Source organism: Larkinella sp., from assembly GCF_965227735.1.
In the GTDB taxonomy this organism is placed as follows: domain Bacteria; phylum Bacteroidota; class Bacteroidia; order Cytophagales; family Spirosomataceae; genus Larkinella.
This window is the reverse complement of the sequence record NZ_OZ245776.1, coordinates 2,530,396-2,548,415: the sequence shown is the minus strand read 5'-3', so window position 1 is coordinate 2,548,415 and position 18,020 is coordinate 2,530,396. Positions and strand designations below refer to the sequence as shown.

The 18,020-nt window shown below is 51.5% G+C and carries 15 protein-coding genes; 6 read left to right on the top strand and 9 right to left on the bottom strand.

Annotated elements, in window-relative coordinates; genetic code table 11:
• Nucleotides 1–177: 177 nt before the first annotated feature.
• Nucleotides 178–1,158, bottom strand: a complete 981-nt coding sequence (locus ACO064_RS09860) for a pyruvate dehydrogenase complex E1 component subunit beta (protein WP_421827208.1) — start codon at nt 1,156–1,158, stop codon at nt 178–180.
• A 358-nt stretch (nt 1,159–1,516) separates the two neighbouring features.
• Between ACO064_RS09860 and purH the strand changes: the two genes are divergently transcribed.
• From purH to gatC, 3 genes are read left to right on the top strand one after another with little or no spacing between them, the layout of a single operon-like run.
• Complete coding sequence (purH, locus tag ACO064_RS09855) at nt 1,517–3,031, top strand: bifunctional phosphoribosylaminoimidazolecarboxamide formyltransferase/IMP cyclohydrolase (protein ID WP_421827207.1); 1,515 nt, start codon at nt 1,517–1,519, stop codon at nt 3,029–3,031.
• Nucleotides 3,032–3,034: 3 nt separating this feature from the next.
• The gene (locus ACO064_RS09850) at nt 3,035–3,781 is read left to right on the top strand and encodes a lysophospholipid acyltransferase family protein (protein WP_421827206.1); all 747 of its coding nucleotides are present in this window, start codon (nt 3,035–3,037) and stop codon (nt 3,779–3,781) included.
• Entirely contained in the window at nt 3,778–4,065 is a 288-nt protein-coding gene (gene gatC / locus ACO064_RS09845; RefSeq protein WP_421827205.1) for an Asp-tRNA(Asn)/Glu-tRNA(Gln) amidotransferase subunit GatC, read from the top strand. Before ACO064_RS09850 ends, gatC begins: the two co-directional genes overlap by 4 nt.
• Nucleotides 4,066–4,087: 22 nt before the next feature.
• Here the strand turns inward: gatC and folK are convergent, their stop codons facing one another.
• From folK to ACO064_RS09825, 4 genes are all read right to left on the bottom strand, one after another.
• Nucleotides 4,088–4,597, bottom strand: a complete 510-nt coding sequence (folK, locus tag ACO064_RS09840) for a 2-amino-4-hydroxy-6-hydroxymethyldihydropteridine diphosphokinase (protein ID WP_421827204.1) — start codon at nt 4,595–4,597, stop codon at nt 4,088–4,090.
• Nucleotides 4,598–4,600: 3 nt separating this feature from the next.
• Nucleotides 4,601–5,647, bottom strand: coding sequence for an AAA family ATPase (locus ACO064_RS09835; protein ID WP_421827203.1), 1,047 nt, complete (start codon nt 5,645–5,647; stop codon nt 4,601–4,603).
• Between the two features lie 133 nt (nt 5,648–5,780).
• Nucleotides 5,781–6,554, bottom strand: coding sequence for a tryptophan-rich sensory protein (locus ACO064_RS09830; protein WP_421827202.1), 774 nt, complete (start codon nt 6,552–6,554; stop codon nt 5,781–5,783).
• Nucleotides 6,555–6,691: 137 nt separating this feature from the next.
• The gene (locus ACO064_RS09825) at nt 6,692–8,683 is read right to left on the bottom strand and encodes an OmpA family protein (RefSeq protein WP_421827201.1); all 1,992 of its coding nucleotides are present in this window, start codon (nt 8,681–8,683) and stop codon (nt 6,692–6,694) included.
• 538 nt (nt 8,684–9,221) lie between these two features.
• On the opposite strand from ACO064_RS09825, the gene ACO064_RS09820 reads away from it, so the two are divergent.
• Nucleotides 9,222–10,757, top strand: coding sequence for a polysaccharide biosynthesis C-terminal domain-containing protein (locus ACO064_RS09820; protein WP_421827200.1), 1,536 nt, complete (start codon nt 9,222–9,224; stop codon nt 10,755–10,757).
• A gap of 239 nt (nt 10,758–10,996) precedes the next feature.
• Here ACO064_RS09820 and ACO064_RS09815 read toward each other — a convergent pair whose 3' ends face one another.
• The 3 genes from ACO064_RS09815 to ACO064_RS09805 all read right to left on the bottom strand — a co-directional run bounded on the left by ACO064_RS09815 (nt 10,997) and on the right by ACO064_RS09805 (nt 14,839).
• Nucleotides 10,997–13,195, bottom strand: coding sequence for a sensor histidine kinase (locus ACO064_RS09815; RefSeq protein ID WP_421827199.1), 2,199 nt, complete (start codon nt 13,193–13,195; stop codon nt 10,997–10,999).
• 56 nt (nt 13,196–13,251) lie between these two features.
• Nucleotides 13,252–13,998 (bottom strand): ABC transporter ATP-binding protein, encoded by a 747-nt coding sequence (locus tag ACO064_RS09810; RefSeq protein ID WP_421827198.1) that lies wholly within the window; start codon nt 13,996–13,998, stop codon nt 13,252–13,254.
• Nucleotides 13,999–14,110: 112 nt separating this feature from the next.
• A complete protein-coding gene (locus ACO064_RS09805; RefSeq protein ID WP_114407268.1) occupies nt 14,111–14,839 on the bottom strand; it encodes an MlaE family ABC transporter permease in 729 nt (242 codons plus the stop codon).
• Nucleotides 14,840–14,986: 147 nt separating this feature from the next.
• On the opposite strand from ACO064_RS09805, the gene ACO064_RS09800 reads away from it, so the two are divergent.
• Both ACO064_RS09800 and ACO064_RS09795 read left to right on the top strand, forming a co-directional pair.
• On the top strand, nt 14,987–15,727 hold the full coding sequence (locus ACO064_RS09800) for an SDR family oxidoreductase (protein WP_421827197.1): 741 nt from the start codon (nt 14,987–14,989) through the stop codon (nt 15,725–15,727).
• Nucleotides 15,728–15,899: 172 nt separating this feature from the next.
• Entirely contained in the window at nt 15,900–16,814 is a 915-nt protein-coding gene (locus ACO064_RS09795; protein WP_114407168.1) for an ROK family protein, read from the top strand.
• A gap of 113 nt (nt 16,815–16,927) precedes the next feature.
• Here ACO064_RS09795 and murB read toward each other — a convergent pair whose 3' ends face one another.
• Complete coding sequence (gene murB, locus ACO064_RS09790; protein WP_421827196.1) at nt 16,928–17,953, bottom strand: UDP-N-acetylmuramate dehydrogenase; 1,026 nt, start codon at nt 17,951–17,953, stop codon at nt 16,928–16,930.
• Nucleotides 17,954–18,020 lie beyond the last annotated feature (67 nt).

Sequence of the window (18,020 nt, the reverse complement as noted above, 5' to 3'; positions counted from 1 at the left end):
TTTGTATCTTAAGACTTATGTCTGATAATTCTATCACACTTTCGCTTTCCGCCCCTAAATCCCGAAGCGTCGGCCCGGCCTAAAGGGGACTTGGACGCGGCTTAATTCGGATGCTAAAAGTCCGGCAGCGGCCGACGCTTCGGGATTTAGGGGCGGAAAGCGAAAGTCCTATGGCAATTACTTCTTGTACATCACCACATCGACGGCCTGTAACGTCCGTTTTACGTTCGGCAGAATCACTTCGATCAGGGTTGGCGCATACGGCAGCGGCAGATCCAGGCTGTTGACCCGAATCACCGGCGCATCCAGGTAATCGAAGGCGTTGCGCTGAATGTTGTAGGTCAGTTCCGACGAAATAGCCGCCAGTGGCCAGGCTTCTTCCACCACCACACACCGGTTCGTTTTCTTGACGGAGTTGATGATTGTGGCGTAATCGATCGGGCGAACGGAACGCAGGTCGATCACTTCCGCCGAAATACCTTTATCGGCCAGTTCATCGGCCGCTTGCAGCGCCACTTTCATGAATTTACCGAACGAAACGATGGTGACGTCGTTGCCCTCGCGCTTGATATCGGCTTTACCAATCGGAATCAAATATTCTTCTTCCGGAACCTGGCCTTTGTCGCCATACATCAGTTCCGACTCCATAAAAATAACCGGATCGTTGTCGCGGATCGCCGTTTTCAGCAGACCTTTGGCATCGTAGGGATTCGACGGAACCACCACTTTCAAGCCAGAGGTGTTGGCAAACCAGTTTTCGAAGTTTTGCGAGTGTTGCGACGACAGCATCCCGGCATTCCCCGTCGGTCCACGGAACACGATGGGGTTGGAATACTGACCACCCGACATCGACATGATTTTGGCCGAGCCGTTGATGATCTGGTCAATGGCAACGAGCGAAAAGTTAAACGTCATGAACTCGATGATGGGCCGTAAGCCGTTCATGGCCGCACCGACGCCAATACCGCCAAAACCCAATTCGGCAATGGGTGTATCGATGACCCGCGCCGGGCCAAACTCGTCGAGCATGCCCTGACTGACTTTGTAAGCACCATTGTATTCAGCCACTTCTTCGCCCATCAGAAACACCTTCTCGTCCCGGCGCATTTCTTCTACCATGGCTTCGCGAAGGGCTTCGCGGAATTGTATTTCTCTCATCGTGTGTGAGTTAATGATTGTCAGCTTCTAATAAACGGTCAAAAATAGGGAAAACAGGCTAAAAGTACAATTCGATCTCACGACACGGGCAACCCGGCATTCAGGCGGGGCTGAACCCGAAGCCGCAAACCGCCTTGGCGACGCAGTATTATACCCGGTTTTGGGGAAGAATTTCATAAAGTTACAAACTCCTTTCCAATCAAAAGTCTCCGTTCCGAACCTTTCGGTTATCTTTGCGGACATTTAACACTCTGATTACCTCTGGTGTTCTCTGATCAACTCTGTGAAATAACTTCGATAGCTGTTCCACAGAGTTGATCAGAGAACACCAGAGGTAATCAGAGAAACAGTTCTCTTTATGTCGAAGACCATTCAATCTGCGCTTATTTCAGTTTATTACAAAGACGGGCTGGAGCCACTGGTTCGGTTGTTGCACCAGAACGGCGTGCTGCTCTATTCAACGGGGGGAACCCAGACGTTTATCGAACAACTGGGCATTCCGGTAACCGCCGTGGAAGACATCACGGGCTATCCGTCTATTTTCGGTGGCCGCGTCAAAACCCTCCATCCGGTCGTGTTTGGCGGCATCCTCTATCGCCGGAATCTGGCCGAGGATGTGGCCCAGGCCAGCCGCCACGACATCAACCCAATCGATCTGGTGGTGGTCGATCTCTATCCCTTTGAAGAAACCGTAGCGTCGGGTGCTTCGGACGAAGACATCATCGAGAAGATCGACATTGGCGGTATTTCGCTGATTCGGGCTGCGGCCAAAAATTACGAAGATGTAGTGATTGTCTCGTCGCGCGGCCAATATGCCGATGTCGTCAATCTGCTGACGGAAAAGGAAGGCACAACGGATCTGGAAGACCGTCGGCGGTTTGCCAAAGAAGCTTTTGCCATGACGTCAGCGTACGACACGGCCATTCATCAGTATTTTGCGTGTTCGACGGCTAATGATGACTTCCGCCAGCTTCCCGCGCAGTCGCTGCGCTACGGTGAAAACCCGCACCAGCAAGCTACTTTTTACGGCGATCTCAACGCCCTGTTCGACCAGTTAAACGGCAAAGAATTATCGTACAATAACCTGGTGGACGTCGATGCCTGCGTCAGCCTGATCGATGAATTTACGGATACCACGTTTGCGATCATCAAACACACCAACGCCTGTGGTGTTGCAACGGCCCCCACGGCGAAGGAAGCGTATCTGAACGCACTGGCCTGCGACCCGGTTTCGGCGTTTGGCGGGGTGATTATTACCAACGCCAAAGTAGACCTGGAAACGGCGGAAGAACTGAACAAACTGTTCATGGAAATCCTGATTGCGCCGGATTTCAATGATGATGCGTTGAAGTTGCTCGGTTCGAAGAAAAACCGGATTTTGCTGAAACGCAAACCGGTGGAATTCAGTCCGAAAATGTTCAAGACACTGTTGAATGGCGTTCTGGAACAGGACAAAGACAGCCAGACTGAAGTGGCTGACCAGTTCAAAACCGTTACGGAAAAAGCACCAACGGAAGCCGAACTCCGGGCGTTGGAGTTTGCTCTGAAAATTTGCAAACACACCAAATCGAACACGATTGTGCTGGCGAACGACGGGCAACTGCTGGCAAGCGGGGTGGGTCAAACCAGCCGCGTCGATGCCCTCCGGCAAGCGATTGAAAAAGCCCGGACGTTCGGTTTTGAACTGAAAGGGGCCGTGATGGCGTCGGATGCGTTTTTCCCATTCTCCGACTGCGTGGAGATTGCCGGTGAAGCCGGTATTTCGGCGGTGGTTCAGCCCGGCGGCTCGATTCGCGACAAGGACAGTATCGATGCCTGCAACCAGCGCGGGATGGCGATGGTGACCACGGGTGTCCGGCATTTCAAGCATTAATTTATGTTGTACACGATCTGGTGCGGTTTCTGGTTTCTGACCCTGTTTCTGGTTCTGTTTCCGTTTATGTTTCTCTTCCTGCAACGGGAAGAGTGGAAACCGTATGCCCATAAAGTCAACTACGTCTGGGGGCGGCTATTTTTCTGGATCATCGGCATGCCGATTCACGTCGATTACCGGTTTCGGCCCGATCCGAAGCAGACGTACGTGTTTTGCGCCAACCACTTCTCGTACCTGGACATTGCGGTGATGGGCGTCATCATCCGGAATTTCTACGCGTTCATTGGCAAGAGTGAGGTAAAACGCGTGCCGCTGTTTGGGTATATGTTTGCCAAACTACACATTCAGGTTGACCGGAGCCAGGCCAATAGCCGCGCCTATTCGCTGTCAAAAGGCATCCGTACGTTGAAAAGCGGGCGAAGCATCATGATTTTTCCGGAAGGTGGCATCAAATCCAAACAACCGCCCAAAATGCACCATCCGTTTAAAGATGGTGCATTTACGATGGCTGTTCAGCAGCAGGTGCCGATCGTGCCGATTTCGTTGCTGAACAACCACGAAGTTTTTCCCGAAAAGAAGAAACTGCGGATGTACTGGCGGCCCATCCGGGCGGTGGTTCATCCGCCCATCGAAACGAAAGGGCTGACCCAAACCGACGTGGAACGGTTGAAAGAAGAAACGTTCCGGATTATCGATGAATCGTTGATGAACCAGCCGGCTCGGGTTTCTTTAATTAAAAATGACCTATGAAAGTCGATCACGAAACCCTGCACAAAATCGCTCACCTCGCCCGGCTGGAAGTGCGGCCCGAAGAAGAGCAGTCCCTGGTTGACAGCCTGAACGAGGTGCTGACCTGGATGGAGCAACTCAACGAAATCGATACGACCGGTGTGGCACCATTGACCCACATTTCGGCCGAATTAAACGTTCTGCGCGAAGACGTCGTCGGTCATCAGCTTCCGCGCGAACAGGCGCTGGAAAACGCTCCCGACAAAACCGATCAATATTTTCAGGTTCCCAAAGTGATCGAGTAAAGGAACACAGCGGTTTTTGTAACTATTGAATCGAGGTAGGCCAGGATTTCCACTCTTTAACTTCTCCTTCGTCCTGACATTCCGCCAGCAACTGCCGATTGGTTTTTTGAAAAACCGGGTGAATAAACTCGGGTTCAAGTTCTGTCAGCGGAACCAGCGTAAACCGCCTTTCGTGCAGAAAGGGGTGAGGCAGGGTCAGTTTTTCAGTGGTCATTACAGCCTCATCTACGTATAACAGGTCGATGTCGATGATGCGGCTGCCCCACTTTTCGCGCCGAACCCGGCCCAGACGGGTTTCGATGGCCTGGGTTTTTTCCAGCATTTCTTCGGGCGAAAAAATGCTCAGAACTTTCAGCACCTGATTCAGAAAAGCCGGTTGATCCGTAACGCCCCAGGCTGCGGTTTCGTAGAGTGCTGATTGCTTTAAAACCGGTCCCAGATCAATTTGAATCGTTTCTTTCGCCCGTTGCAGGGTTGTGGCCCGGTCGCCCAGGTTGGCACCCAGCAGTAGAAAAACCGTGTGCGTCGTCATGGGTTAAAAGCCAATGGACCGGTTCGTTTTTTTAGCGAAATGCACTTCCTCTTCCAGGTGATAAATATCGGCCAGGGTCATGGGTTGTTCCGTCCGGAACGCCAGTTCCCGTTCTTCGAGCAGCCGGTTGGCTTTGTCGACGGCCAGTTCGCCAAATTCGTAGCGGGCAATGAGCCGCCCTTTCCGAAGTAACGCCGGATCGAGTCGTTTGATGTCGGTATTGAACGTACAGATGATCTGGATGGCCAGGCAATCGGCCAGCAAGCCGTCGGTCAGGTTGAGCAGGTTGGAAACGGCGGCATTTCGAACATCCGATTCGCGATCCATCAGGACCTGTTCTGCTTCTTCGATGACCAAAATCGAATTGCGTTGTTCGAGCAAAAACGGAATAAAACCGGGTTGGGTCATCACTTCGACCAACTGGGGCGGCAACACCAGCACCTGCTTGGAAAGCTGCGTGGTCAGGTGGCGGATGAGGTTGGTTTTGCCCGTTCCCGGTTTGCCGTGCAGGATGATCAGCCCTTTTTCGCTGTTGGTATTCAGCCGTTGAATCAACTTGTCGTAAACCGGCTGCAAATCGTCGTTGTAATGTTTTTCCAGATCGAGCGGCAGCAGCTTCAACTGGGTTTCTTCCACAATCAGTTCGTTGTACTGTTGCGTAATGAGCCCCACCTTGCCCAGCGAATTGTCGGGGTCCGGAATCTTGTAGGTATCCAGACCGGTCAGAACGCGGTCGAGCACTTCGCGGTTGCTGTAGCCACCCATCATCGAATAGGCCTTCATGGCGGGCAGGTAATGCAACCGAAGCAGAAGCCCCTCGGGATGCGACCAGAATGAATGTTCCTCCTGTTTGGTAAACAAATCCGTGCGTTCGTGAACCTTGACGAATCGCTGTTGGGTCAGGAAATCAGGCAGGGTTATTTCAAACTGATGACGGCAAATAAGCTGATTGGGGAAGATGCCAAACTGCTGAACGAAGTAATAGACGTTGGGAAAATCGTCGTCGTCGGGCGAAAATTTAAATTGGTCGGCGGGTAGTTTCCATGACATGCTGTAAAAATCGTTGAATACCCGCAAACGTGCAAAAAAACCGGCTGAAACCTTCGAAAGTTCGGAATCCGTCGTAACCCGTCAGGTTTTAGAAACCTGACGGGTTACGACGGATTCCGAACTTTCGAAGGTTTCAGCCAAACGAATGCGCGGGCGTTTTGGGCCGTTGGAAAAAGCTGACCAGCCACACCAGGGCGGCAATTCCGGCCCCAATCCCGGCGACCAGCGACACCGAACCGCTGCCCTGCTGCCCGGCGGCAATGGCAGCAAACGCCCAGACGAACACCAGCAGATACGAAAAGCTCCGCAACCGGCTGAAGACGAATAACCCGATGGCCAGGCCAACGGCAATCAGGATCTGCGCCCAGACCGGACCGCCAACACCGCCACCATCCCAGCTGGTCGACTTCAGCCAGACACAGACGTTGGCAATGGTAGCCACCGTTACCCAGCCAAAATACAGACCGAACGGAACCCGGGCCAGCCATTTTTCGGCAGTCGGTACGTCGGCTGCGTTCAGCCGGAGACCGAAGTTGATGCCGTAGAGCGTAAAGAGAATACCGGAAATAAACAGGACGGAAACAAAAAGCCACTCGTTCTGGAAAATGGGTAACCACAAGCTGTTGAACACGCCATTCAGGATGACCAGCGGACCGATGGCCCGAAAACGTGGATTGGTTCGTTGCGATGGCAGGGCTTGGTAGACCGCAAAGCCCAGCAAACCCAGATAGATGACACCCCAGATGGCGAAGGCAAAACCGGCGGGCGTAAAGTCGGTAAAGTATTTATTGGAAACCTGGGCGTTGGTCTGCCCGCCAAACGGCAGCGCGTTCGACAGGTAGTTCATGATGATGGTCGAAATAATGACGAAGACAACCAGGAACTGCCGGAGCTTATCGTTTTTCATAGCAAAAAAGTTTACGGTTTACGGTTTTTGTTTACGGTGGCTGACGCGAGCAAAGTGCGAATGCGTCAGCCACCGTAAACAAAAAACCGTAAACCGTAAACTTGAAATTTAACCCGTTGTTTGGAATGGCCTGAAACTTAGAAACTCAGGATCTTAAACTCCGTTCGGCGGTTGCGCTGGTGTTCGTCTTCCGTTTTGGCGTTTTTGACAATGAGTTGTGTTTCGCCGTAGCCTTTGGCAATCATCCGTTCGGCCTCAATTCCTTTGGAAACGATGTAATCGACGGCGGCTTTGGCCCGGTTTTGCGACAGGCGGATGTTGTAGGCATCGGCGGCCCGAACGTCAGTGTGCGAACTTAGCTCGATTTTTAACGTCGGATTGTCTTTCAGAATGGTCACCAGCTTGTCGAGTTCCTCGGCCGCGTCGGGGCGGATGGCGTATTTATCCAGATCGTAATAAATATTTTCGAGCACAAACGTTTTTCCCAATGTTACCTTATCCAGCAAAATCGGCACTTCGAAGGTGGTATCGGTTTCGGCTTTTTTCAGGAAAATCGGCGGAATGCTGCGGCCCTGCATCGTAAACTGTTCACGCTTGGTGAGATAACCGGGCCGCTCGACCAGAATTGTGTAGTCTTTTCCTTCCTTCAGCGGATATTTTCCATAGGTACCGGGGTTGCCCGTCAGCACTTCGCCAATCGGTGTTTCAACGCCTTCCTCAATGATGCGAACCGTTGCGGAATCCAGGGGTGCCTGAGGAGAAGCGTTTTCTGAAACCGTACCGGCAATGAAATACCGCACCCTTTTCGGCGCTTCGGTCGGTGGGGTAGAGGCCAATGGCGGTTTTTCGGTGGTCGATTCGGAATCGTCGAAATAATAAATGTCATCGTCGCCCTTTCCGCCCTCGCGGTTCGACGCAAAGTAGCCTTTGTCGGCTTCGACCAGAAACAGCCCGAAATCATCCGCCGGCGAATTGATCGGCACGCCCAGGTTCTCCACCGAAATGATGCCCTGCGAGCGGGTTGCGACGAAAATATCAAGTTTTCCTAAACCGGGATGACCATCGGACGCAAAATACAATTTGCCATCTTCGGCCACATACGGAAACATTTCGTCACCGGGCGTATTGATGTCACGGCCCATGTTGACCGGGCGGCTGAACCGGCCCGACGCATCCATGTTGGTGCGGTAGAGGTCAATACCGCCCACGGTTCCGGCGCGGTTGGAAGCAAAATAGAGCGTTTTGCCGTCGGCCGAAAACGCCGGGCTGCCGTCCCAGGCGGTTGAGTCGCTGATGGGCAGTCGCAGGGGTTCGCTCCAGGCGTTGTCGGCTGATAACCGGCTGATAAACAGATCGACATCCAGGCCACCTTTGCGTTTTCCGTTGTTGCCCCGCGCAAAAATCATGACTTTTCCATCTTTCGAAAACGCGGGTGTCCCTTCGTTGGCATCGTCTTTGAAAATGTTGGAACTGAAGAGTTGCGGGTTGTTGCCGGTTTCGTCCGGTTTCTGTGCCAGCTTGATTTTATACAAACCGGTCATTGGCTGACCGTTGTTTTTGTAAATCTTCTCTTTCCGCGATGAGGTGAAAATCAGCTCGTCTCCGCGAACCACCGGCGCATATTCGGAACCCGGCGAGTTCAGCGCACCGATGTTTTTAGGCTGAAAAGCAATTTTTTTCTGGCTGATGAGGTCGATGGCCCGCAAGGTTTCGGCTTCGCGCCGGGCTTTTTCCAGATTGACTTTGCTGGACGGTTTGGTGGCCACATACTGATCCAGTTGCACCAACGCTTCCGGGTACCGGCCCTGCGCTTTGAGCGCGTAGGCGTAATACATTTTGGCGTTGATCTCCGGGATACCGGCTTCGATGGCTTTCTGGTAAAACGGAGCCGCCTGCGGGAAACGGTTCGACAGGCGGTAGGATTCGGCCAGCAGATAATTCAGCCGGGCGACGTCGGTGACGCCTTTGCCATTGGCGGCTTTCTGCAAATTCTCAATGGCAAGGTTGTATTCCCCTTGTTCGAATTGTCGAACGCCTTTTTTATACACCTGCATGGCAGAGTTGCATCCAGCCAGCCCTATGGCCAACCCCAGCGCCACCAGCAGGGAATAGGAGGTACTGATTTTCATATAAATCCTGTAACAATATGCTGTGATTGCCGCCAAGTTAACGATTTATCACTTGGCTATACATTTTAACGAAGAGAAGTTGAATTTATTGGGGCAAAATCGGGGTGGAAAAAGGGGGATTTGCGGAAATGAAAAATCCCGCCGGAAGCCAGCAGGATTTTGTTAAAAGACGCAATTGAATAGTAAACGGCGGAGTCGGGTAAATAGTTTACGTTATGAAAAATTATTGCTTTATTTTTCAAAATAATAACGAACTTTTATCTGATGCCCTAAATTCCCCGAGGGCCGGGCTGTTAAATTCTACCGCATTTCGCCCCCAACCCCCTAAAGGGGACTTTAGAATCCGGATGTTAAAGCCCCCTTTAGGGGGTTGGGGGCGAAATGCGGTAGAATTTGTCAACTTTAACGATCATCATTTCAAGTATTTAACAGCCCTACCCTTCAGGGATTCAGGGGTAGAAAAACCGCCTGGGTCCAGCTTTGTATAAAAACCAAAAGCGTATGACCGGAACGCCTATCTTTGCGGGAACGAAATCGTATGAGTGCATTTAAAAAATTGGCGAGCGATACCGCCCTGTATGGAGTCAGCACCATTCTGGGGCGGATGCTGTATTGGTTGATGGTGCCGTTGCATACGCGGGTTTTTCCGCGCCCCGGCGAACTGTCTTCGAATGTTGAACTGTTTTCGTACGTACCGGTTTTGCTCCTGGTGTATACGTTAAGCCTCGAAACCGCCTTCTTCCGGTATGCCGCCCGGCAGAAAGAAGATAAGCAGAAGGTTTTCAACGAAACCCTGAGCATTGTGCTGGCCGTCAGCCTGGTGGCAACGGCCCTGATTGCGCTTTTCTCTCCGCAAATTGCTACTGCATTGAATTACCCCGGTCAGCAAAAATTCATTATCTGGGTGGCGATGATTGTGGCGACGGACGCGATTGTATCGATTCCTTTTGCCCGGTTGCGGATCGAAAACCAGGCCCGACAGTTTGTAAAGGCCAAACTGATCAACATTGCCCTCAATGTCGTCCTGAATGTCTTCTTTCTGGTGATTTGCCCGCAGATTTACAACGGCGAGTATTTGCTTTTTCTGCAACCTGTCGTGGATATGTTCTACGACCCTACCGTTGGACCCGGTTACATTTTTCTGGCGAATCTGATCGCCAATCTGGTGTATTTTCCGCTGTTGTGGAAAACGTTTGCAGGCTTCCGTTTTCAGCTCGACGGGCCGCAGGTACGGCTTTTACTGGCCTATTCGTTTCCGTTGATGCTGACCGCGCTGGCCGGTAACGTGAACATGTTAACGGATCGCTGGTTTTTGCGCCCGCTTTTGCCGGACGGTTTTTATCCGGGCCTGACGTCGGAAGATGCCCTCGGTATTTACGGGAACTGTTATAAACTCTCCGTTTTTATGGCGCTTGCCATTCAATCGTTCAAGTTTGCGGCTGACCCGTTCTTTTTCTCCCGCGCCGAAGACAAAAACGCTCCCGGTTTGCTGGCCGATGTCAACAAATGGTTTGTGATTGTCTGTGTCATCATCTGGGTCGGCATCAGCCTAAACCTGGACTGGATTGGGCTGTTTATCGGAAAAACTTACCGGCAGGGGCTGAGCGTCGTACCCCTTTTGCTGCTGGCCAATCTGGTGCTGGGTGTCTATTACAACATTTCATTCTGGTTCAAGCTGAGTGATAAAACCGCCTACGGCACCTTCATTACCGCCCTGGGCGCGGCTATTACGGTGCTGCTCAACGTGTTGCTGATTCCGGTGATGGGCTACATGGGCTGTGCCGTAGCGTATCTGGCATCCAGCATCGTGATGTGCGTTACCTGCTACCTGCTGGGTGAAAAGCATTATCCGGTTCCCTACGATGTGTCGTCGGCGCTGATTTATCTGTTCAGCGGGGGGCTATTGATCTTTCTGGCTTCCCAAATTGAAATTTCCAACCTCTGGATTTCCGTCCCGTATCACCTCGTACTCTTCGTTTTATACGTCGGCACGATGCTGGTGATCGAGCGGAGAACCTTTGCGCCCTTGCTGGCGAAAGTGCGAAACCGTGGGCGGGTTGTTCATAATGAATAATAAATGTAAGCTGTGAGATTATTGACCCCGGAGGGGTTCGATGTTAATAGCAAACGGGTATTGAAGGGTTCCAGGCGTGCCGGAGGTACGCGATATAGGCTGAGTTGCGTACCTCCGGCACGCCTGGAACCCTTCAATACCCGTTTGCTATTAACATTACGTGCCGCTGGCACTTAAACAACTGTTAGGCAAGGGCATCATCCCATATTTCGCGTTATATTTTTATTTTTTTGACAAAATCATCGATCAACCGGCAAGGCGATGATAAACTCCGATCCGATTCCCGGCTGACTTTCGACGGTTAGCGTTCCGCCGTGGCCTTTAGTAATGATGTCGTAACTCAGTGAAAGCCCCAGGCCGGTGCCTTCGCCGGTGGGTTTGGTGGTAAAGAAGGGTTGAAAGAGCTTTTCTTTGACGGCATCGTCCATTCCCAGCCCATTGTCGATGATCCGGATTTCGATCTGCTTCAAACCGGCTTTTGTCGACACTGTAACCGTTGGCTTATACGGTATCAGCGTTGTTTTCTGCTTTTTCTGGACGACGTAAAATGCATTGTTGAACAGATTCAGCAATACCCGCCCGATTTCCTGCGGGACGAGGTTGATCGAACCGGCTGTTGGGTCCAAATCCGTCACCAATTCACAATTGAACGTATTGTCTTTCGCCCGAAGTCCGTGGTAGGCCAGCCGCAGGTATTCGTCACAGAGCGCGTTGAGGTTGGTGGCCTGGCGGTCGCCGGTCGTGGTGCGCGAATGGGCCAGCATATTTTTAACGATCTGGCTGGCCCGGCTGCCGTGGTGATTGATTTTCTGGAGGTTCTGCTTCAAATCGCCCAACAGCTCTTTTTCCAGTTCGGCGTCGCGATCCGGTTTTTGCTGTTCCTCTTCGAGTTCGGCCACCAGTTCGGTGCTTACTTCCGAGAAGTTATTGACGAAGTTGAGCGGGTTCTGAATTTCGTGGGCGATACCAGCCGTCAGCTCACCCAGCGAGGCTAGTTTTTCTTTCTGAATGAGTTGATTCTGCGTGGCTTTCAGTTCCTCAAGTGAGGTCTGTAGCTGGGCGGTGCGCTCTTTCACCTGCTGTTCCAGCCGCTCGTTCTGGCTGGCGATGATGCGGTTTCGTTCGATTTCGCGTTCTTTTTCAAGCTGTTCCTTTTCAATTGCCTGTTGCGCCACCCGTTTGCGCGCCAGGTTGTAGCGGTTGAGCAGGGCTCCCGAAAAGAAAATAATCAGCCAGGCGAAGCAGAAACTTTCGCTGTACTCCAGCATACCCCGAAACCCTTTGGGGAGCTTCAGATTCAGGTACCGTCCTACAATTTGTGTGCTGAGGGTAAATAGCCAATATATAAACAGGGGAGCCGTTGCCAGCAAGGCAAACCGGGCGTCGAGCGACCCGCGCCGGATCATTTTCACCATCCCGATACCCAGCAAAACATACACGACCCGAATCAGGATTTCGATGAGGAGCATGATTTCGGAGGTCGGCATCCCCGAAAACCGGTACATGAAAAACTGAAGTACATTGACGGCGGCAGTCAAAGCCAGAAAATAGGAGATGGCGCGGTTTAAGCGCCCCAACTCCGGAACCGGCTGAATAAATTTTCGAATTGATTGAATGAAAAAGCTAAAAAAGATAATGAAAAAGAAATTGGCCAGCAGTTTGAACAGATGGGGCTGGTTTTCAAAAAAGGCAAGCTGAATGTTGTAGGCGTTGCGGTCTAAGGTGAAGAAAAAGAGACAGATAGCGAAATAGAGATAGACAACATCTTTGATCGAAATGAAAATGAACAGGTTGTAGCCAATGGCCAGAATGAGAACCCCGATCATAATCCCGTCAAAAAAGTAATTTTTCCAGAAGTTCTCAACCCGGATCGACTTGTAAACCGATTGAATTCGGTTTTCTTCGGTCTCGAACTGGGGCTCCAGGTAGGTCAGGGGTGGGTGCCAATAGGCGCTTTCCGCGCGTTGGTAGAGTGTCGTTTGCTCGCCGGGGCGCAGATGAATGAACAGACGGCTTCGTTCCTTATTGCCGTTTCGATCCGGAATCTGTTTTTCCGGAACCAGATCGCCGGTTCGCTGGTGCTGCCAACGCTGACTGGCATCCAGCCAATACAGGTCCAGGTAGCTGGCGTAGAAGTCGCCGTAATACAGATTCAGATCGTGGGGCAGCGTATTTTCGACCCGCATACGAATCCAGTAAACATGCGAATTTCGGTTGGGGTTGTAGTGAGAATCAAACCGGAACGAATCGCTGCGTCGGACCTGTTCAAAGGTGTAATTTCCCGCCGGGTCTGCCAGCACCTGAAAATGAGCGGTATCAACTTTTACACGACCGGAATCGGTTTTGATTTCAAAAACCGGTGGCCAGGGTTGTTGTGCGAATCCAAAAAGTTGAAATCCCAGCCAGAAAACCAGCAACAAGGCACCATTCACATTCATCGTACGGCATCGGATCGGCCCGCCGTTCCTGGTTAATGGTGCATCATCCCCTGGTTTCATGCTTTGGTATCCCGCAAGAGTTTATTGGCGTAAATGAATTCGTTCAGTTCCGCTACGTTCGACTGCGTGATGGTTGAGCTGGAGCCTTCCCACATTTTTTTTCCCTGGTAGAGAAACATGATTTTCTCGCCGATTTCCATCATCGAGTTCATGTCGTGGGTAATCACAACGGTGGTTATTTTAAATTCGTCGGTAATTTCCCGGATCAGTTCGTCAATTTTGATGGACGTCAGCGGATCAAGGCCGGAGTTGGGTTCGTCGCAAAAGAGGTATTTGGGGTTCATCACGATGGCGCGGGCAATACCGACGCGCTTTTTCATGCCCCCGCTTATTTCGGACGGCATCCGGTCGGCCGCGTTTTCGAGCCCGACCCGCTGCAGACAGAACTGCGCTCGTTCCATTTTTTCCGATGTGGGCATGTTGGTCAGCATGTCGAGCGGAAACCGGACGTTTTCCAGGACGGTTTTTGAATCGAACAACGCGCCACCCTGAAACAGAACGCCCATTTCGCGCCGGATGGCTTTCTGGGTATCTTCGTCGCCGGTCAGGAAATCCCGTCCGTCATACAGCACCTGGCCTTCTTCGGGTTTGATGAGGCCAATCATGCACTTCAGCAAAACGCTTTTGCCGGTGCCGCTGCCGCCAATGATCAAACTCGTGTCGCCGGGCAAAAACTTCCCCGAAATACCCGACAGAATCGTCCGTTCCCCGAAAGTTTTCTGAATGTTTTTTATTTCAATCATGATGCTGGTAATTGGCTGTTACACAGAGCTAATCAGGGGAAATCAGAGTTACACAGAGGTTTCTTTGATTCCCTCTGATGTCCTCTGATAAACTCTGTGTAATAGTTCATTTTTACAACAACAACTGCGCTAACAGAAAATCGGCGGCTAAAACCGCAATACAGCTATTCGTGACGGCAGCCGTGGAGGCCTGTCCCACTTCCAGTGCGCCCCCCGCCGTATAATATCCCTTGAAAGACGAAATGGTCGAAATCAGAAAGGCAAAGACCACTGATTTGATCAGGGCAAAGGTGATGCTGAACGGTTTAAAGTCGGAGCGGAGTCCACTGATGTAGTCTTCCGGCGTAATGATATCGGCTGCTGTTCCGGCAATATAACCGCCGTAGATCGACAGAAAACCCGCCAGGATGACCAGCATCGGAAACGTAATCATGGAGGCCAGCACTTTGGGCAACACGAGATACGAACTCGAATTGATCCCCATCACCTCCAGCGCATCGATCTGTTCGGTGATGCGCATGGTGCCCAAACCGCCGGCAATGTTGGAACCGACTTTGCCCGACAAAACGACACAGGTGATGGTGGGAGCCAGTTCCAGGATGGTGCTGTCGCGCACAATCACCGCAATAATCGTTAACGGCACCAGCGGGCTAACCAGGTTATAAGCCGTCTGGACGCAGGTTACAGCCCCAATGAAGGTCGAGACGATGGAAACGATGAAGACGGAGTTGATGCCGATTTGGATGCATTCGTCCAGAACCAGTTTGGAATAAACCCCCATTTTTTCCCGGTTCCGGAACAAGGAGCCTAAAAAGATAAAATAACGTCCAAGGTGATGCATGAGCACAAATAACAACAAAACTACGGTAAAGATAGAACGCTTTTGTGCGTATCTTGCCAAAAAACATGAAAGAGTCGATAGTCATTAACAAACAATCTTTCGTATTTAGATAGATGGGGTGGTGGCTAATGACCATTGGCTGATTCTATGAATCCACTATTGGTAGTTACAGGCGGTACGAAAGGCATTGGCCGGGCCGTGGTTGAACGTTTTGCGGAAGGCGGTTTTGACGTGGCGGTTTGTGCCCGCAACGAAGACGATTTAAGGCAGTTGAAGCACGAAATCGAGGAGTCGGTGGCGGAGGTTCTGGAAGGATTCGAAGATGCGGTGATTCCAACCATCTTTCCGTTTGCCGCTGATCTGGCTCAACGTGAGGAGGTTAGCCGGTTCGTTGACTTCATTCGTTCGCTGGCCCGTCCGGTTAGTGCGCTGGTCAACAACGCCGGCGTTTTTCTGCCGGGGCAAATCCACAACGAGCCGGAAGGAACGTTTGAACGGACGATGAACCTCAACGTGGCCAGCATTTACCACCTGACCCGGGGGCTAATCGGTGATATGATGAAGCAACGGAATGGTCACATTTTTATGATGGGGTCAACGGCCAGCATAACGGCCTATCCGAACGGCGGTTCGTATTGCATTTCCAAATTTGCCCTGCTGGGAATGGCCAAAGAATTGCGGGAAGAGATGAAACCGTACGGCGTTAAAGTGACAACCCTGCTGCCGGGGGCCACATATACCGACAGTTGGGCGGCTTCCGGTTTGCCCCAGGCCCGGTTTATGCAGGCCTCCGATGTCGCCGAAGTCATCTGGTCGGCGTATAATTTATCGGCGGGAGCCGTGGTTGAAGAGATTTTGCTCAGGCCGCAGTTGGGAGATATAAAATGAGAAAATGATGAATATCGAATAATGAATAGCGAACACCGAAAGAGCCGCATCACTCCGTTATTCGGCGTTCAATATTCATTATTCGATATTCATTAAAATCTTCCTTCGTATCTTGCGCCCTCATTGAAAAAACTGAGATAAAAAAGTACGTTTCAAACATAAAACTCCAGTAATGGAATCTGTTCAATATTTGGGTATTGACGTCGGCGGTACGAATGTCAAAATGGGTATTGTCGACGCACAAAGTGGCAATATTTCCAACTTTTACAGTCATGATACGGCTAGCTGGCGCGAATCAGGGCATTTTGTCGAACAATTTGCTGACGCCATTGCGCTTCAACTGTATGAACACAAGGAGATTAAGAAAGTAGGCATTGGCTTGCCCGGTATGATCAACCGGGAGCGAACCGTCCCGCTCGAAATTACGGCCATCCCCGAATTGAACGGTGTTCCACTGGTCGAATCCCTGAACAAACGGTTTCCGGACGTCCAGTTTTTTCTGGAAAATGACGCCAACGCGGCTGCGCTGGGCGAATTTTATTTTGCTGACGATAACATCGACGAAAATTATATTTTCATCACCCTGGGAACGGGCGTTGGTGGGGCGGCTATTATCAACAAGAAGGTATTTGTCGGTGGCGACGGCAACGCGATGGAGCCCGGTCATCTGCCTTCGCGCAACAACCGTGTTCTCGAACGGAACATCGGTAAAAAAGAACTGCTGGATTTAGCCAACGAACGGCGTCAGGAATTTGAAGGGACTACCCAACTGGCGGCCGACGGAAGCATTTCGACGACCAGTCTGGTGGCTGCGGCCGCCATTGGCGACGAACTGGCACTGCAAATCTGGACGGAAGTGGGCGAGATGCTCGGCGACGGGCTCGTATCGCTCATTCGGGTGCTGGACATTAAGCAGATTCTGATTGGTGGCGGCCTGTCGGCTTCCTACGACTATATTCTGCCCGCCGTTCAAAAACAATTGGACTTCTGGCTCACGCCCTATTATCAGAACGGTTTGTCGCTCAAACGCGCCACCCTCGGCAACGACGCGGGCCTGCTGGGCGCGGCATCGCTTTGTTTTGAATAGATGGTTTTTGATGGTTAAAAATGGTTGGATGGTTTGAATGGTTAAGAATGGCTGATTCCTGTAACTACCCAACCATTTTTAACCATCAAAAACCATCCAGCCATTCAATTCATTCAAACAATATTCACTTCCGGATTCAGCCGAATCCCGAACCGGTTTTCCACCGACTGCTGCACCTGGTGGGCTACGTTCAGGATTTCGGCACCCGTGGCTCCGCCGTGGTTGACCAGCACAAGCGCCTGTTTGGCATGGACCCCCGCAGAGCCGATGTGTTTGCCTTTCCAGCCGCACTGTTCGATGAGCCAGCCCGCCGGAACTTTCATCGTCAGGTCGCCGGTCGGGTAACCGGGCAGGGTGGGATACTCGGCTTTCAGCCGGGCAAAGTCGTCTTTTGAGATTTCCGGATTTTTAAAAAAGCTCCCGGCATTGCCAATTTCGGCGGGATTGGGAAGTTTGCTGCGCCGGATTCGGATGACCGCTTCACTGATCGCCTTGATGCTGAGATTGTCTTCCGAAACGCCCATCGTCGCTAATGTTTCCCGAATGGCACCGTACTCAATGTGAAAAACGGGCTGTTTGTTCAGGCGAAACGTAACGCTGCTGATGATGTATTTTCCTTTGGCTTCGTGTTTAAAAATGCTTTCGCGGTACCCAAACCGGCATTCAGCATGGTTGAAAATCCGGGTTTCGCCCGTCAGGATGTCCACCGCTTCCAGGTGATCGAACACCTGCTCGATTTCAACGCCATACGCTCCGATGTTCTGCATGGGTGCCGCACCCGTGGTGCCGGGAATCAGCGACAGATTTTCAATGCCGGCATAGCCATTTTGTACACAAAACAAAACCAACTGGTGCCAGTTGACACCCGCACCGGCTTTTACGAACACGTGCGACACGTCTTCCCGCACCACTTTGATTCCCTGGATGGACATTTTAATAACCAGTCCCTCAAAATCACGGGTGAAAAGCAAGTTGCTGCCGCCACCCAGAATCAGTTTGGGGGCGGCCAAAAACTCGGATACCTGGAAAAGCGTTCTCAGTTGTTCTTCGGTATCGATTTCGACCCAATAGCGGGCTTTGGCGTCGATTCCGAATGTATTATAGGATTTCAGCGATACGTGGCTCTGAATATCTAGCATGGGTTAGCGTAAGAAGGCTACCTCAAAGTAAATAAAAAGAAGGGAAAACGTTGGTATGTTGGTGGTA

Coding starts and splice junctions, on each gene's coding strand:
- ACO064_RS09860 (WP_421827208.1), bottom strand. CDS start 1,158: ATGAGAGAAATACAATTCCGCGAAGCCCTTCGCGAAGCCATGGTAGAA.
- purH (WP_421827207.1), top strand. CDS start 1,517: ATGTCGAAGACCATTCAATCTGCGCTTATTTCAGTTTATTACAAAGAC.
- ACO064_RS09850 (WP_421827206.1), top strand. CDS start 3,035: ATGTTGTACACGATCTGGTGCGGTTTCTGGTTTCTGACCCTGTTTCTG.
- gatC (WP_421827205.1), top strand. CDS start 3,778: ATGAAAGTCGATCACGAAACCCTGCACAAAATCGCTCACCTCGCCCGG.
- folK (WP_421827204.1), bottom strand. CDS start 4,597: ATGACGACGCACACGGTTTTTCTACTGCTGGGTGCCAACCTGGGCGAC.
- ACO064_RS09835 (WP_421827203.1), bottom strand. CDS start 5,647: ATGTCATGGAAACTACCCGCCGACCAATTTAAATTTTCGCCCGACGAC.
- ACO064_RS09830 (WP_421827202.1), bottom strand. CDS start 6,554: ATGAAAAACGATAAGCTCCGGCAGTTCCTGGTTGTCTTCGTCATTATT.
- ACO064_RS09825 (WP_421827201.1), bottom strand. CDS start 8,683: ATGAAAATCAGTACCTCCTATTCCCTGCTGGTGGCGCTGGGGTTGGCC.
- ACO064_RS09820 (WP_421827200.1), top strand. CDS start 9,222: ATGAGTGCATTTAAAAAATTGGCGAGCGATACCGCCCTGTATGGAGTC.
- ACO064_RS09815 (WP_421827199.1), bottom strand. CDS start 13,195: ATGAATGTGAATGGTGCCTTGTTGCTGGTTTTCTGGCTGGGATTTCAA.
- ACO064_RS09810 (WP_421827198.1), bottom strand. CDS start 13,998: ATGATTGAAATAAAAAACATTCAGAAAACTTTCGGGGAACGGACGATT.
- ACO064_RS09805 (WP_114407268.1), bottom strand. CDS start 14,839: ATGCATCACCTTGGACGTTATTTTATCTTTTTAGGCTCCTTGTTCCGG.
- ACO064_RS09800 (WP_421827197.1), top strand. CDS start 14,987: ATGAATCCACTATTGGTAGTTACAGGCGGTACGAAAGGCATTGGCCGG.
- ACO064_RS09795 (WP_114407168.1), top strand. CDS start 15,900: ATGGAATCTGTTCAATATTTGGGTATTGACGTCGGCGGTACGAATGTC.
- murB (WP_421827196.1), bottom strand. CDS start 17,953: ATGCTAGATATTCAGAGCCACGTATCGCTGAAATCCTATAATACATTC.